Genomic DNA, 13,742 nt, shown 5'->3' with positions numbered 1-13,742 from the left:
GCTAAACTGACAGTTCATTTTCAGAACATTGTTTCGCACAGCGGAACCAACGTCAAGCGCCGCGGATGGCGCTTCCACGACATGAGGAGAACGCGATGGCCGACGCCGCCCGCTTCAACTGGGAAGATCCGCTGCTGCTGGATCAGCAATTGACCGAAGAAGAACGCATGGTGCGCGACGCGGCGCGCGCCTACGCGCAGGACAAGCTGCAGCCGCGCGTCATGCAGGCGTTTCGCGAGGAAAAGACCGACCCGGCCATTTTTCGCGAGATGGGCGAACTCGGTCTGCTCGGCCCGACCATTCCCGAGCAATACGGCGGACCGGGGCTCAACTACGTGAGCTACGGGTTGATCGCGCGCGAAGTCGAGCGCGTGGACTCCGGCTACCGGTCGATGATGTCGGTGCAATCGTCGCTCGTCATGGTGCCGATTCACGCTTTCGGCAGCGCGGCACAGAAGGAAAAGTATCTGCCGAAGCTGGCGCGCGGCGAGTGGATCGGCTGCTTTGGCCTGACCGAGCCGAACGCAGGCTCCGACCCAGCCAGCATGACGACGCGCGCGAAGAAAGTGCAAGACGGCTATTCGCTGTCGGGCGCGAAGATGTGGATCTCCAACTCGCCGATAGCGGACGTCTTCGTCGTATGGGCGAAGCTGGAAGAGAATGGCCGCGATGAGATTCGCGGCTTCATTCTGGAGAAAGGCTGGAAGGGCCTCACCGCGCCCGCGATTCACGGCAAGGTCGGCCTGCGCGCCTCCATCACCGGCGAGATCGTGATGGACGAAGTCTTCGTGCCGGAAGAAAACCTGCTGCCGGACGTGCGCGGGCTCAAAGGGCCGTTCGCCTGCCTCAATTCGGCGCGTTATGGCATTTCCTGGGGCGCGCTCGGCGCGGCGGAGGCGTGCTGGCACACGGCGCGGCAATACACGCTCGATCGCAAGCAATTCGGTCGGCCGCTTGCCGCCAATCAGCTGATCCAGAAGAAGCTCGCCGACATGCAGACCGAGATCACGCTCGGGCTGCAAGGCGTGCTGCGTCTCGGCCGCATGAAAGACGAAGGGACGGCGGCCGTCGAAATCACGTCGATCATGAAGCGCAATTCGTGCGGCAAGGCGCTGGACATCGCCCGGCTCGCGCGCGACATGCTGGGCGGCAACGGCATCTCAGATGAATTCGGCGTGGCGCGGCACCTCGTCAATCTCGAAGTGGTGAACACATACGAAGGCACGCACGACATCCACGCGCTGATTCTCGGGCGTGCGCAAACAGGCATTCAGGCTTTTTTCTGAAGCGCATGCCGTACATCAAGAGAAGCCGGTCCTGTCACGACCGGCTTTTTTTTCGGCAATGCCCGCAGCCCTTTTGTAACTTTCGATGGGCCGCTGAAACTTTTACGGGCCAGATCGTCTCCATTCCTGAAGCGCGAGGGCTTTGAGCGACTGGAACGGAATCTGCGTCGCCGAGCCGCTGCAGTAAAGCCTCCTCGTCAGCGATGGCATCTTTGGTTACGATGCCCCTAGCCTCACCGATGGAGCTTTCAATGTCAGATACCAATAAGGAGCGATTCATGTCGGATATCAAAACCGTTCTCGCTGACGCCGAAGACCTGCTCAAGCAAGCCGCTGCCGCCACGGGCGAGCGCGCTTCCGAGTTGCGCGAAAGCGCCATGTCGCGCCTGAAACAAGCCAAGGAAAAAGCCGCCGACGCGCAAGTCGTCGTGGTGGAACGCGGTCGGAAAGCAGCGCGCGCCACCGACGATTACGTTCACGAGCATCCGTGGGCGTCCATCGGAATCGCGGCGGGCATCGGCATGGTCATCGGTCTGCTCATCAACCGTAAGTAGACGTTGGCCGCTGCCCGCCGACGCGGGCAGCGCTTTTTTCGACGCAATGGCCCGGGGCTTGCTAAACCGGTAACGGACGCGGTCCTTTGGGATCGAATCAGATCGAACCGCGGGCGCTTTCGCCGGGCGCGCGGCTCGAACTTCGCGCCGGCCCATGCTTCGTGCATCGGCCGGGATCATTAAGCGGTACTCAACGCGCTCTCGCACCCAAACCATGACGACAGAACGGCTACCGCGCGATTCCTCCCCAGGACCCTTGCGCCGAATTGTGAGTTCCGCCTTCGCCATCTTCGAAACCCGGCTGGAGCTGATCGGCATCGAGTTGCAGGAAGAAAAGGTCAGGCTGATCGGCGTGCTCTTCCTTGGGCTTGCGGCCATGCTGCTTGCCATGATGGCGCTGATCTCGCTGACGGTGTTGATCGCCATTTTCTTTTGGGATACGTATCGTCTGGAGGCGCTCGCCGGCATCACGCTGCTGTATGCGGTGATCGCCATCGGCTGTGGTCTGCGCGCGCGCGGCAAATTGCGCGATGCGCCACACCTGTTCGACGACACGCTCGACCAGTTCCGCAAGGACCGCGACATGTTCAACTGAGCGTCGCCTGGCGACGCCTTCGAACCCCGGTTTCTTTCTTCCCGCGACACCCACTTGCCCGTTCGATCATGAGCCATAACGACGCCACCTCCAGCGCAGCGAAGCAGGAAGTTCAGCAGCAGCTTCGCGCGCCGCGCATGCGCACGTTGCGCAAGGAATTGCTGCTTGCTCGCGCGGATGTCGAGCGCATGGAACTGCGGCAGGCCACCCACGAGTTGCGCGATTCCGTCGCGCATCTGCCGCTCATCGGCAGCATGCTCGTGCCGGGCAGCCGTCCCGCACGACGCAGCGTGCGGAGTACGTCGCCGCGCGGCACCATCAGCGGCGTGCTGGATTCGCTGCTCGGCCGCGGCGGCGCGGGCAAGTACAGTTTCCTGTTCAAGCAGTATCCGGTGGTCGGATCGCTCGCGTCGCTCCTCTTGACGAAGCCCGTGCGAACCCGGCTGCTGCGCAGCGCCAAGCCGCTGATCAAGTGGGGCGGTCTCGGGCTCGCCGCATGGGAAGGCTGGCGCATCTGGCAACAGATGAAGACGACGAGCGTGGAGACTTCCACGGACGCCGTCGATCCCACCGTGTTCTAACTGCATAGCCGCATCATCCCTTCCCTGCCCAGCACGCGGCGGATTTCGCCGCGTCGAGTGGCGCTGCGCCCTCCGCCAGCCGATTAGAGCGCGCACCGGTCGCATCGATGACGAACACGCCGCATGCGTCGTCCTGCATCGGGCCGGGCGAGACGGGCGCGGCTTCGATCGTATAACCGCCGTTGGTCGCGGACTCGGGCAACAGCGCGAGCCGATACACCGGCGCTCCGCTCGCCGGTGCCTGATCCGTTCCCGCACTCAGCGCGACCGCTCCCGTTCCCGTCTGAAAGAGCCGCGCGCTCTCGACGAACTGCACCGCTTTAGACAACGCGGCGGTCGCGTCGAGCCGATGCGCCTTCGCCACATGCGACTGATACGCCGGAAAGGCGAAGGTAGCGATAATGGCCGCGACGCCCAGCGCGATCATCAGTTCGAGCAGGCTGAAGCCCGCGCAGATTCTGGTTCTTCTCAAGGCTTGCCCTCATCAAAACGGTTTCCCGGCGACGCGCCGCCACTGCTGCGTGACGGTGCCGTTCGCCGAGTCGATGCGTAGTTGCAGCCACGCCTCGGTCTGCGAGGTCGCGCCGAAGCCGCGCGCCGTGACGAGATATGAAGTCACCGGCTGACCGGAGCGCAACCACGACTCGATCAAGCATTGCGGCTCACGAACCGCGTACGGCCACGACGCGTAGGGCGCGAACGCGAACGCCGACGCGCCCTCGAACGACGTCTTCAATCGCCAGCGTGCGGGCTCCTGATCTGCCGGTCCCGTCGCGGGTAGCGCCGCCGAAAGCATGTGGCTGCATCGAATGAGCGCGCTATCCGCCGCGTGAAACGCCTGCACGCGCTCGCGAGTTGCCACGGCCGTCCGCGCGGCCACAAGCGATGTCTGCAGCCATGCGCTTGCCGTGACGAGCATCATCGCGGAAAGCAACAGAATGATAGGCAGCGCGGCGCCGCGAGACAGCGCGCGGCGCTTCATGCTCCCGCTCCCTGATTCGCCGAAGCTGCATTCCGGATCTCGATGCGACGCCAGAACGCCTGATGCATGCGCGCGTCGTCGGCGACGGCGGGCGCGCCCGTGCAATCCACATAGTTCGTGCGGCGCTGTCTCGCAACCGAGAAGCCGCGCACGAGCACGCACAGCTCGGCGGCGCGAACATCGGGCCATCGTTCGCGCGGGATCGCGGAGGCATCGACCGCACTCGATGCGCCCACCAGCCAGTACATGACTCGAATCCGCTCGATGCCTTCGACCAGCGGCTGCGCCTGCTTGCCACTGCCTTCGCAATACAGTTCCGGCTCGCCCGTCGACGCGCTGGCTTTTGCATAGAAGCGGTTGCCGACGAGAGCATCCGCGACCGCCTGGCCGATACAGTCCGTCGGCGCACCCGCCGACGTCGGCCACGTCGAAACGGTATCGGCGGCATACCGCACCTGCACGCCGTCCGACCGGCTCGCGAGCGCTTCGCACGACGCCGCCGTGTCCGCGCCGATCACGCGCGCCTGCGAGCAGCCGTAGAGCGCGGCTTGGGTGCGCGTCGCCCCGAAGCCGGCCATTTGAATCTGCTGGGCGATGAGGTCGAGCGCCGAGACACCGGCGTCGTGCATGCGGGCGGCATCGGCGGCGCGGTCGAACGCCGCGCGCTGCCCGCGATACAGCGACAGCATCGCCACGACGATGAGCAAGCCGAGCGCGAGCGAGATCGCCAGTTCGAGCAGCGTGTGGCCGCGCGCCGGGAAAGCACGCGGGTTCATCGCGCGAACGCCACGGAAATGCACGAGGCAAGCGGCTTCGCCTGCGGCTCGGGGCAAGGATCGGCGCGATCGTCGGCATGCCAGCTCACGGTCGCCACGCGCACACCGTCGGCGCGATCGACCACGGCGACATCGCCCTCGGGCAACGTCGACGCGGCCGTCGCCTGCCATTGCGACAGAACGGCCGCGCGATCCGCGTCGCTGCGTATGCCTTCGGCGACCGAATCGGCGATGAGCGTCGCGCGCTCCCGCAGCAACGCGAGCCGCTCGCCGCGCGCGAGCGTGCTTTGAACGGCGACGAGTCCGAGCGCCGTGACCGCTGCGAGCGCGAGCGCGATCATCACTTCGATCAATGAATCGCCAGTTTGCGTCGTCTTCATGCCGATGCCCCGCAGCCGCCCTGCGTCATGCGCGGCCGGCCGCCAGCCGCGATGCGGATGCAACGCCGCGCGGCGGCATTTGCAGCCGGATCGGCGCCGCGTGTCGAAAAATCGAAGCTGCGAAAGCCGCCTATCACTTGCCCCGACGGCGGCGTGAACGAAAGGTCGGTGGCCGCGCCCGCAATGGCGATGGAAGTCATGGCCGATTCCGCGCGCAAGAGCGCAGGCCCGCCCTCGCGGTCGACGAAAAGCGCCCAGCCGCACGACCAGTCGGTGATGCCGCCGTCGCAGGCCTTGCCCGATGCAAGGCAGTGGCGTGCGGCGTCGACCCGGCACAAGGTGACGCGCGCGCCGCGCCGCAGTGCTTCGGCGCGTGCAAGCGAAAGCGTCGAGAAGAGCGCGCGCGCCCGGGCATCGACCCGATCGCGCATTTGCCAGGCGAAGAACGATGGCGTCGAAAAGGTGGCGATGATCGCCATGACGGCGAGCACGACGCAGAGTTCGACCAGCGTGAAGCCGGTCATGGAGGCGCGATTCATCTGCATCCCTGAACGATTCGAGTTGAAGAACGCCGACTCTATCGGGAAGCGACGCGCGCCGCCATTAGCCGAATGGCCTAGTGTCCGGCAGTCTTTTCGGCCGCCAGACTAGTCACGGAAATGCGAGTTTGTCTCGAGGAGGATGAATGCAGAACGAATCAACGCTTGCGAGAAGCGGACTTCTTGGGCGCGGCGCGACGGAATTCCTCGAGCACGTCCTCGAACTCGGAGACGTCTTCGAAGCGTTTGTAGACGGAGGCGAACCGCACGTAGGCGATGGTGTCGAGCTGGCGCAGTTCGTTCATCACAAGTTCGCCGAGGCGCTCGCTTTGCACTTCCCGTTCGCCACTGCCGAGCAGTTGATATTCGATGCGCGCAACGGCTGCATCGATGGCGTCCGCTGCGACCGGGCGCTTGCGCAGTGCGAGCTTCATGCTCGCGACGATCTTTCGGCGGTCGAATTCCGTGCGGCTGCCGTCTTTCTTGACGACCGACGGCAGCGCAAGCTCGACGCGCTCATACGTGGTGAAACGCTTGTCGCACGCGGGACAGCGCCGCCGGCGCCGGATGGCCGCGCCGTCCTCCGACACGCGGGAATCGACGACCTGAGTGTCTTCGTGTCGGCAGAACGGGCAGCGCATCGGGGCGTGTCTCGGGACTTGGCTGGAGGATTAACGGTAGACCGGGAAACGCTGCGTCAGCTCGGCCACTTGCGCACGCACGCGCTCGATGGTCGCCTGATCTTCCGCATTGTCGAGCACGTCCGCGATCAGGTTGCCAACAATTTCAGCTTCCTTCACGCCGAAGCCGCGCGTCGTCATGGCGGGCGAGCCGAGACGCACGCCGCTCGTGACGAAAGGCTTCTCCGGATCGTTCGGGATCGCGTTCTTGTTCACCGTGATATGCGCGGCGCCGAGCGCGGCTTCCGCGGCCTTGCCCGTGATCTTCTTCGCGCGCAAATCGACCAGCATCACATGGCTTTCGGTGCGGCCCGAAACGATACGCAGTCCGCGCTTGACGAGCGTCTCCGCCAGCACGCGAGCGTTATCGATGACGGCTTGCTGATACGTCTTGAACTCGGGCGCGAGCGCTTCCTTGAACGCGACGGCCTTGGCGGCGATCACGTGCATGAGCGGGCCGCCCTGAATGCCGGGGAAGATGGCCGAATTGATCTGCTTCTCGAATTCCGCCTTCATCAGGATGACGCCGCCGCGCGGGCCGCGCAGGCTCTTGTGCGTGGTCGTCGTGACGAAATCCGCATGCGGCACCGGATTCGGATACAGACCTGCTGCGACGAGACCGGCGTAATGCGCCATGTCGACCATGAAGTAAGCGCCGACACTCTTCGCAATCTTCGAAAGACGCTCGAAGTCGATGCGCAGCGCGAACGCGGACGCGCCCGCGACGATCAGCTTCGGCTTGTGTTCCTTGGCGAGCGCCTCGGTCTTTTCGTAGTCGATGTCTTCGGCTTCGTTCAGGCCGTAGCTCACCACATTGAACCACTTGCCCGACATGTTCACGGGCGAGCCGTGCGTGAGGTGGCCGCCTTCCGCGAGGCTCATGCCCATGATGGTGTCGCCCGGCTTCAGGACGGCGAAAAACACGCCCTGATTCGCCTGCGAGCCGGAGTTCGGCTGCACGTTCGCGGCTTCAGCGCCGAAGAGTTGCTTCACGCGGTCAATGGCGAGCTGCTCGACGATGTCCACGTATTCGCAGCCGCCGTAATAGCGCTTGCCCGGATAACCTTCCGCGTACTTGTTCGTGAGTTGCGAACCCTGAGCGGCCATGACGGCCGGGCTCGTGTAGTTTTCCGAGGCGATCAGCTCGATGTGCTCTTCCTGCCGGCGGTTTTCCTGCTCGATGGCCTTGAGCAATTCGGGATCGACTTTGGCAAGGGTACTTTCGGCTCTGTCGAACATACGTTTTCCGTGAGGTCAAAACAGGTTGACTGGATCGCGCGGGCGCGCGAAAGGCTGGACACCGATGAAGTCCAGACGCGACGGATGAGGGAAGACTCCGGTTTCGCGGAACGGACAGCCACCGGCAACGCAGCGACGGCGCGCGGATCTCAGCTGCCCAGGCGAACGGCAAAACGACGCTCCGCGCTTCCTAGTGGGTCGTTCCACCTTGAATCCGAAGATTCTATCGCCAGTCACGCGGGGTTTGAGCGTTGTAGTTTAATGGGCTGCCGGGCTTTAGGCAACCGGGCTTCGGGCCGCTGCAAAAGCCCGTCGGACGGCGCGCCGGCGCAGTGGAAAGCACGATCGTTCGCGTCCGCCGTTACTTGCCGCGTCGCATCAATGGAAGTACCCTTTGCGCCGTTGCCGGACGCGCGCCCGCGCGCCGCCCGGTTCGGCCTATCGCTTCCCTGCAATCGGAGTTCGACCATGATTGTCTTCGTCACCGGCGCGTCCGCCGGCTTCGGCGCCGCCATCGCGCGCGCTTTCGTCAAAGGCGGCCATCGCGTTGTCGCGGCGGCGCGCCGGAAAGAGCGTCTCGTCGAGCTGTCGAACGAACTGGGCGACGCGCTGTTGCCCGTCGAAATCGACGTTCGCGACGAAAGCGCCGTGCGGAACGCCATCGCCTCGCTGCCGGACAACTTCGCCCAGATCGACGTGCTCGTGAACAACGCCGGCCTCGCGCTCGGTCTCGAGCCCGCGCAGCGCGCGAACTTCGACGACTGGAAGAACATGATCGACACGAACTGCACCGGTCTCGTCACGGTCACTCATGCGATTCTTCCGGGCATGGTCGAGCGCAATCGCGGCCACGTGTTCAATCTCGGCTCGGTAGCGGGCACGTATCCGTATCCCGGCGGCAACGTGTACGGCGCGACGAAGGCGTTCGTGCGGCAGTTCAGCCTGAATCTGCGCGCCGACCTCGCCGGCACCGCGCTGCGCGTGACGGACATCGAGCCGGGCCTGTGCGGCGGGACCGAGTTCTCGAACGTGCGCTTCAAGGGCGACGACGACAAGGCCGCCTCCGTCTACAAGGACGTGCAACCGCTCACGGCCGAGGACATCGCGGACGCCATCTACTGGATCGCCACGCGGCCGGCTCACGTGAACATCAACACGATCGAACTGATGCCGGTCGCGCAGACGTTCGGACCGTTGCAAATTCACCGCGGGTAAGCCGGAAACTGCCTGAGGATTTGGCGAGCACTTAGCGGGTTCCGGTAAAATGCCGCGGATGAATATCTGTCAAAAAGCGAGCCACCGTGGTCCGAGAGGACCCGGCGCAAGCGGGACGGCGTGCAGGTGAGCCATCCGTCAGTTTTCGAGTGGCCGATTCGCGTGTACTACGAGGACACCGACGCCGGCGGCATCGTTTTCTACGCGAACTACCTGAAGTTCTTCGAGCGCGCGCGTACCGAGTGGCTGCGCGCGTGCGGCATCGACCAGCAGCGCCTCGCGGAATCGGACGGCATCGTGTTCGTCGTGAAGAGGACGTCCGTCGAATATTCGGCGCCGGCGCGCCTCGACGACATGATTCGCATCGTCAGCCGTATCGAGCGGCTCGGACGCGCGTCGGTGGACTTCCAGCAGGAAGCGTGGCGCGACGGCGTGATGCTTGCGAGCGGCGAGATTCGCGTGGCGTCCGTGGACCGAGCGTCCATTCGGCCGGCGGCTATTCCTGCCCCCGTGCTCGACGGGCTCCGACGCGGCCCTTATCAGGAGCCGCCAGCCGCGCGAACCGTTGCGCCGCATGGCGGACGCGGGCCGTGATTAGCGAAGCAAGACATTCGAAAAAGAGCCGGCTTCGGGCGCGGCTTTCGTTTCCATTCACATCTTATTCACGAAAGCCTGACGCTCTTGACCGGACGGCCTTTTCCGGGAAGTAACAGCGGACCTTTATGAACAATACACAAGACTTGTCGATCGTATCTCTCGTCATCCATGCGAGCCTGCTGGCTCAAGCAGTGATGGCGCTCCTGCTGCTTCTGTCGCTTCTGTCGTGGACCTTCATCTTCCGCAAGTGGTTCGCCATTCGGCGCGCGCGAGCGCAGACCGAGCGTTTCGAGCGCGATTTCTGGTCCGGCGGCGACCTGCAGGCGCTCTATCAAAGCGCAGCGAACAACCGTCACACCATCGGCGCGCTGGAGCGCATCTTCGAGTCGGGTATGCGCGAATTCCTGAAAGCCAAGGAGCGCCGCATCAGCGATCCGAGCGCGATTCTCGACGGCTCACGCCGCGCGATGCGCGCCGCCTTCCAGCGCGAGATGGACGTGCTCGAAGCGAACCTCGCGTTTCTCGCGTCGGTCGGCTCGGTGAGTCCGTATATCGGCTTGTTCGGCACGGTCTGGGGCATCATGAATTCCTTCCGCGGTCTCGCCAACGTACAGCAGGCGACGCTCGCGAACGTCGCGCCGGGCATCGCCGAGGCGCTCGTCGCCACCGCGATCGGCCTGTTCGCCGCGATTCCCGCAGTGGTCGCGTATAACCGCTACGCGCATGACATCGACCGTCTGGCAATCCGCTTCGAGACTTTCATCGAAGAGTTCTCGAACATCTTGCAGCGTCAGGCGCACTAACAGGAGTTAGCGATGGCAGGCCCGATCCGTTCCAGCATGCGCGGCAGTTCGCGCCGCGCAATGGCCGACATCAACGTCGTGCCGTATATCGACGTGATGCTCGTGCTGCTCGTCATCTTCATGGTGACGGCGCCGCTCGTGTCGCCTTCGATCATCAATCTGCCGACCGTCGGCAACGCCCAGCCGCAAGAGCAGCAGCCGCCGCTCGTCATCAACATCAAGGCGGACGGCAGCATGAACGTGCGCTACAAGGAAGACGGCGGCGCGACGCAGGAGCAGAAAATGACGAAGGGCGATCTCAACGCCTTCGTGCTCAATCGTCAGGAGTTGCATCCGGATCAACCCGTCGTCATCGCGGCGGACAAGACGGTGAAGTATGAAGTCGTCATGAACGTGATGTCCGATATGAAAGCGCGCGGCGTGAAGCGCGTCGGATTGCTCGTCAAATCGCAATGATCGATCGTCGCACCGGCCAGCCCCAGCAGGCGCGCGCGCGTTCCGCGCGGCCAATACGCCCGCCGCGCGAACGCGGCACCGGCAAGGCGTTCGCACTCGCGGCCGTCATGCATCTGCTGCTCGGCTGGCTGCTCTATCACGGCATCAACTGGCAGAACAACACGCCGGCCGGGGCAGAAGCGGAAATCTGGACCGATATCCCCGATATGTCCGCGCCCACGCCGCGCCCTGCTCCTCCGCCGCCCACGCCCGCGAAGGTGCAGCCCGCGCCGCCGCCCGCGAAGGACGAGGAAGCCGACATCGCGTTGCAGGAAAAGAAGCGCAAGCAGCAGGAAGCCGCCGCGCGTGAGGCGCAGCTTGCCGAGCAGCGTCGCGAGCAGCAACAGGCGCAGCAGGAAGCAGAGGCGAAGCGTCAGCAGCAACTGGCCGCGCAGGCGGCAGCCGCTGCGGCAGCGCAGAAGGCGATGCAGGACAAGCAGAAGCAGGTCGAAAAGCAGCGTCAGGCGGAACTGCAAAAGCAGCAACAGCAAGCCAAGGCGCAGCAAGAGAAAGAACGTCAGCAGCAAGCCGAGGCACAGAAGGCGGAACAGCTGAAGGCCGAGCAGCAGCAGGCGCAGAAGGAAGCCCGCGCGAAGGCCGACGCCGAAGCGAAGGCCAAGGCGCAGGCAAAAGCGAAGGCCGACGCCGAAGCGAAAGCCAAGGTCGACGCCGAACGCCGGGCGCGGCTCGCCGCGCTGCAAGGTCAGCTGGGCGGCGGCACGAGTTCGAGCGGCGAAGGCCTCGCCAAGAGCGGAACGGGCCGGGGCGCGGGCGGCAACGCGACGTCGTCGGGCTACGCCGAGAAGGTGCAGCGGCGCGTGCGGCCGAATATCGTCTGGGCGGGCGAAACCGCGGGGCTCGAAACGGTCGTGTCCGTGCGCTGCTCGCCGTCCGGCACGCTGCTCTCGGCGAGCGTCAGCCGGTCGAGCGGCAACGAACAATGGGATCAGGCGGCGCTTCGTGCGGTGCAGCGTTCGGACCCGATGCCCGTCGATGTCGACGGCAAGGCGCCCGACCATTTCACGATCACGCTGCGCCCGGCTGGAGGCTGATCTGGCCGGCTTGTGGGCGGCTGCCGCGTGGGAACGAATCGTGCAACCGGGGGTCTGTTCTGCATTCCCCAGACACTTGAAAACGCTTTTTTCGGAACCTAAACAGCATGAGTTTGATGACGAAGCTTGGCCTGAGAACGCTGGTCGCATCCTGCCTGATCGCAGCCGGCACTGCCGCACACGCCCAGTTGAACGTGCTCGTCACCGGCGTCGGTTCGACGCAGTTCCCCATCGCGACGGCCAATTTCGCCAATGAGGCGAACTCGCCGCAGCAGATCAGCGCGATCATTCGTCAGGATTTGCAGAGGAGCGGCAAGTTCACGAACATCGACGCGGGCAGCACGCCGGTCTCCGAATCCGATTCCGTCGATCTCGGCGCATGGAAGGCCAAAGGCGCGGACGCGTTCGTGTCGGGCAGCGTCACGCGCCTGTCGAACGGCCAGTACGAAGTGCGCTTTCGCCTCTATGACACGGTGAAGCAGCAGAATCTCGGCGGCCTGTCGCTCGTCAGCGCGGAAAGCGGCCTGCGCATGAGCGCGCACAAGATCGCGGACTACATCTACGCGAAGCTGCTCGGCGGCCGGGGCGTGTTCGCCACGCGCCTCTCGTACGTCATCCAGACGGGCGGCCGCTATCAGTTGCAGATTTCGGATTCGGACGGCCAAGACGCGAAGATCGCGCTCTCCAGCCCGGAGCCGATCATTTCGCCGGCGTGGTCGCCGGACGGCACGAAGGTCGCATACGTGTCGTTCGAGAAGAAGAAGCCGGTCGTCTACATTCACGACCTGCCGACGGGACGCCGTATCGTCGTGTCGAACCAGAAGGGCAACAACAGCGCGCCGGCGTGGTCGCCTGACGGCCGCAAGCTCGCGGTCGCGCTGTCGCGCACCGGCAATACGCAGATTTTCGAAGTCAACGCGGACGGCACCGGCCTGCGCCGTCTGACACAAGGCAGTTCCATCGATACCGAGCCGGCCTACTCGCCCGATGGCAACTCCATCTATTTCACGAGCGATCGCGGCGGCCAACCGCAGATCTACAGAATGCCGGCGGCGGGGGAATCTGCCGGCGCGGCCCAGCGGGTCACGTTCACGGGCAGCTACAACACGAGCCCGCGCGTGAGTCCGGACGGCAAGCAACTCGCGTACATTTCGCGCACGGGCGGCGGCTTCAAGCTGTATTTGCAGGACCTCGCGTCCGGCATGGCAACGGGGCTGACCGACACGACGCATGACGAATCGCCAAGCTTCGCGGCGAATGGTCAGTACATCCTCTACGCCACCCAAGTGAACGGACGTGGCGTGTTGGCAGCCGTGTCGACCGATGGTCGCACACGGCAAGTCTTGTCCGTACAGGGCGGTGCGGTACGCGAGCCGTCCTGGGGTCCGTTCATGCAATAAGTCCAGCAATACGTTTCACCTACAACGTTCAGCTACAACACAAGGAGAGGTACCATGATGTCGAAACTCCGTATCGGCCTGGCAGTTGCAATGGTCGGCGCATTGGCCGCGTGTCATTCGGGCGTGAAGCTCGATGAAGGCGCAAACAAGGGCGCGGTCGGCACGCAGCCCAACCCGACGGACGTGAAGCAAGTCAATATCGACCCGCTGAACGATCCGAACAGCCCGCTCGCCAAGCGCAGCATCTACTTCGACTTCGACAGCTACGCCGTGAAGGACGACTATCAGCCGCTGCTGCAGCAACACTCGTCGTATCTGAAGGGCCATCCGGAGCGTCACGTCCTGATCCAGGGCAACACCGACGAACGCGGCACGAGCGAGTACAACCTCGCGCTCGGCCAGAAGCGCGCCGAAGCGGTGCGTCGCGCGATGTCGCTGATGGGCGTGGCCGATTCGCAGATGGAAGCCGTGAGCCTCGGCAAGGAAAAGCCGACGGCGACGGGTCACGACGAATCGTCGTACGCGCAGAACCGCCGTGCGGATCTCGTGTACCAGCAGTAATCGAACT

The 13,742-nt window shown here is 64.4% G+C and carries 18 protein-coding genes and 1 riboswitch; of the genes, 11 read left to right on the top strand and 7 right to left on the bottom strand.

The window, feature by feature from the left end; genetic code table 11:
• The first annotated feature begins 95 nt into the window (after positions 1–95).
• The 4 genes from P9239_RS07250 (at position 96) to P9239_RS07235 (ending at position 3,016) form a co-directional block, all read left to right on the top strand.
• Complete coding sequence (locus tag P9239_RS07250) at positions 96–1,286, top strand: acyl-CoA dehydrogenase (protein ID WP_309749838.1); 1,191 nt, start codon at positions 96–98, stop codon at positions 1,284–1,286.
• Positions 1,287–1,537: 251 nt separating this feature from the next.
• Entirely contained in the window at positions 1,538–1,840 is a 303-nt protein-coding gene (locus P9239_RS07245; protein WP_175944915.1) for a YqjD family protein, read from the top strand.
• A 214-nt stretch (positions 1,841–2,054) separates the two neighbouring features.
• A complete protein-coding gene (locus P9239_RS07240; RefSeq protein ID WP_309753926.1) occupies positions 2,055–2,435 on the top strand; it encodes a phage holin family protein in 381 nt (126 codons plus the stop codon).
• Positions 2,436–2,503: 68 nt separating this feature from the next.
• Positions 2,504–3,016, top strand: a complete 513-nt coding sequence (locus P9239_RS07235) for a DUF3318 domain-containing protein (protein WP_309749837.1) — start codon at positions 2,504–2,506, stop codon at positions 3,014–3,016.
• A 13-nt stretch (positions 3,017–3,029) separates the two neighbouring features.
• Here P9239_RS07235 and P9239_RS07230 read toward each other — a convergent pair whose 3' ends face one another.
• From P9239_RS07230 to glyA, 7 genes are all read right to left on the bottom strand, one after another.
• Positions 3,030–3,488 (bottom strand): type IV pilin protein, encoded by a 459-nt coding sequence (locus P9239_RS07230; RefSeq protein ID WP_309749836.1) that lies wholly within the window; start codon positions 3,486–3,488, stop codon positions 3,030–3,032.
• Between the two features lie 12 nt (positions 3,489–3,500).
• The gene (locus P9239_RS07225; protein WP_309749835.1) at positions 3,501–3,998 is read right to left on the bottom strand and encodes a pilus assembly PilX N-terminal domain-containing protein; all 498 of its coding nucleotides are present in this window, start codon (positions 3,996–3,998) and stop codon (positions 3,501–3,503) included.
• Positions 3,995–4,774, bottom strand: a complete 780-nt coding sequence (locus P9239_RS07220) for a PilW family protein (protein ID WP_309749834.1) — start codon at positions 4,772–4,774, stop codon at positions 3,995–3,997. The genes P9239_RS07225 and P9239_RS07220 overlap by 4 nt, the downstream gene beginning before the upstream one ends.
• Complete coding sequence (locus tag P9239_RS07215) at positions 4,771–5,154, bottom strand: prepilin-type cleavage/methylation domain-containing protein (protein WP_309749833.1); 384 nt, start codon at positions 5,152–5,154, stop codon at positions 4,771–4,773. Before P9239_RS07215 ends, P9239_RS07220 begins: the two co-directional genes overlap by 4 nt.
• Positions 5,151–5,699: a GspH/FimT family pseudopilin gene (locus P9239_RS07210; protein WP_309749832.1), complete on the bottom strand. Its 549-nt coding sequence runs from the start codon at positions 5,697–5,699 to the stop codon at positions 5,151–5,153. The genes P9239_RS07215 and P9239_RS07210 overlap by 4 nt, the downstream gene beginning before the upstream one ends.
• A gap of 152 nt (positions 5,700–5,851) precedes the next feature.
• Positions 5,852–6,334, bottom strand: a complete 483-nt coding sequence (nrdR, locus tag P9239_RS07205) for a transcriptional regulator NrdR (protein WP_175944931.1) — start codon at positions 6,332–6,334, stop codon at positions 5,852–5,854.
• Between the two features lie 30 nt (positions 6,335–6,364).
• Positions 6,365–7,612 carry a serine hydroxymethyltransferase gene (glyA, locus tag P9239_RS07200; protein ID WP_309749831.1) on the bottom strand — a complete coding sequence of 416 codons (1,248 nt, stop codon included), beginning with the start codon at positions 7,610–7,612 and terminating at the stop codon, positions 6,365–6,367.
• Positions 7,613–7,760: 148 nt separating this feature from the next.
• Positions 7,761–7,859, bottom strand: a riboswitch (ZMP/ZTP riboswitch).
• Positions 7,860–8,080: 221 nt separating this feature from the next.
• Between glyA and ydfG the strand changes: the two genes are divergently transcribed.
• From ydfG to pal, 7 genes are all read left to right on the top strand, one after another.
• The gene (gene ydfG / locus P9239_RS07195; RefSeq protein WP_309749830.1) at positions 8,081–8,827 is read left to right on the top strand and encodes a bifunctional NADP-dependent 3-hydroxy acid dehydrogenase/3-hydroxypropionate dehydrogenase YdfG; all 747 of its coding nucleotides are present in this window, start codon (positions 8,081–8,083) and stop codon (positions 8,825–8,827) included.
• A gap of 126 nt (positions 8,828–8,953) precedes the next feature.
• A complete protein-coding gene (gene ybgC, locus P9239_RS07190) occupies positions 8,954–9,421 on the top strand; it encodes a tol-pal system-associated acyl-CoA thioesterase (protein WP_309749828.1) in 468 nt (155 codons plus the stop codon).
• A 128-nt stretch (positions 9,422–9,549) separates the two neighbouring features.
• Positions 9,550–10,227 (top strand): protein TolQ, encoded by a 678-nt coding sequence (tolQ, locus tag P9239_RS07185; protein ID WP_309749827.1) that lies wholly within the window; start codon positions 9,550–9,552, stop codon positions 10,225–10,227.
• A gap of 12 nt (positions 10,228–10,239) precedes the next feature.
• On the top strand, positions 10,240–10,683 hold the full coding sequence (gene tolR, locus P9239_RS07180; RefSeq protein WP_309749826.1) for a protein TolR: 444 nt from the start codon (positions 10,240–10,242) through the stop codon (positions 10,681–10,683).
• A complete protein-coding gene (gene tolA / locus P9239_RS07175) occupies positions 10,680–11,774 on the top strand; it encodes a cell envelope integrity protein TolA (RefSeq protein WP_309749825.1) in 1,095 nt (364 codons plus the stop codon). Before tolR ends, tolA begins: the two co-directional genes overlap by 4 nt.
• 107 nt (positions 11,775–11,881) lie before the next feature.
• On the top strand, positions 11,882–13,174 hold the full coding sequence (gene tolB, locus P9239_RS07170) for a Tol-Pal system beta propeller repeat protein TolB (protein WP_309749824.1): 1,293 nt from the start codon (positions 11,882–11,884) through the stop codon (positions 13,172–13,174).
• Positions 13,175–13,228: 54 nt separating this feature from the next.
• Complete coding sequence (pal, locus tag P9239_RS07165) at positions 13,229–13,735, top strand: peptidoglycan-associated lipoprotein Pal (RefSeq protein WP_309749823.1); 507 nt, start codon at positions 13,229–13,231, stop codon at positions 13,733–13,735.
• The last annotated feature ends 7 nt before the right edge of the window (positions 13,736–13,742 follow it).

Source organism: Caballeronia sp. LZ062, from assembly GCF_031450785.1.
Classification (GTDB): domain Bacteria; phylum Pseudomonadota; class Gammaproteobacteria; order Burkholderiales; family Burkholderiaceae; genus Caballeronia.
This window is presented reverse-complemented; position numbering and strand designations above follow the sequence as displayed.

Coding starts and splice junctions, on each gene's coding strand:
- nrdR (WP_175944931.1), bottom strand. CDS start 6,334: ATGCGCTGCCCGTTCTGCCGACACGAAGACACTCAGGTCGTCGATTCC.
- ydfG (WP_309749830.1), top strand. CDS start 8,081: ATGATTGTCTTCGTCACCGGCGCGTCCGCCGGCTTCGGCGCCGCCATC.
- P9239_RS07220 (WP_309749834.1), bottom strand. CDS start 4,774: ATGAACCCGCGTGCTTTCCCGGCGCGCGGCCACACGCTGCTCGAACTG.
- tolQ (WP_309749827.1), top strand. CDS start 9,550: ATGAACAATACACAAGACTTGTCGATCGTATCTCTCGTCATCCATGCG.
- P9239_RS07245 (WP_175944915.1), top strand. CDS start 1,538: ATGTCAGATACCAATAAGGAGCGATTCATGTCGGATATCAAAACCGTT.
- tolR (WP_309749826.1), top strand. CDS start 10,240: ATGGCAGGCCCGATCCGTTCCAGCATGCGCGGCAGTTCGCGCCGCGCA.
- tolA (WP_309749825.1), top strand. CDS start 10,680: ATGATCGATCGTCGCACCGGCCAGCCCCAGCAGGCGCGCGCGCGTTCC.
- P9239_RS07240 (WP_309753926.1), top strand. CDS start 2,055: ATGACGACAGAACGGCTACCGCGCGATTCCTCCCCAGGACCCTTGCGC.
- P9239_RS07215 (WP_309749833.1), bottom strand. CDS start 5,154: ATGAAGACGACGCAAACTGGCGATTCATTGATCGAAGTGATGATCGCG.
- pal (WP_309749823.1), top strand. CDS start 13,229: ATGATGTCGAAACTCCGTATCGGCCTGGCAGTTGCAATGGTCGGCGCA.
- P9239_RS07235 (WP_309749837.1), top strand. CDS start 2,504: ATGAGCCATAACGACGCCACCTCCAGCGCAGCGAAGCAGGAAGTTCAG.
- P9239_RS07210 (WP_309749832.1), bottom strand. CDS start 5,699: ATGCAGATGAATCGCGCCTCCATGACCGGCTTCACGCTGGTCGAACTC.
- tolB (WP_309749824.1), top strand. CDS start 11,882: ATGAGTTTGATGACGAAGCTTGGCCTGAGAACGCTGGTCGCATCCTGC.
- P9239_RS07225 (WP_309749835.1), bottom strand. CDS start 3,998: ATGAAGCGCCGCGCGCTGTCTCGCGGCGCCGCGCTGCCTATCATTCTG.
- glyA (WP_309749831.1), bottom strand. CDS start 7,612: ATGTTCGACAGAGCCGAAAGTACCCTTGCCAAAGTCGATCCCGAATTG.
- P9239_RS07250 (WP_309749838.1), top strand. CDS start 96: ATGGCCGACGCCGCCCGCTTCAACTGGGAAGATCCGCTGCTGCTGGAT.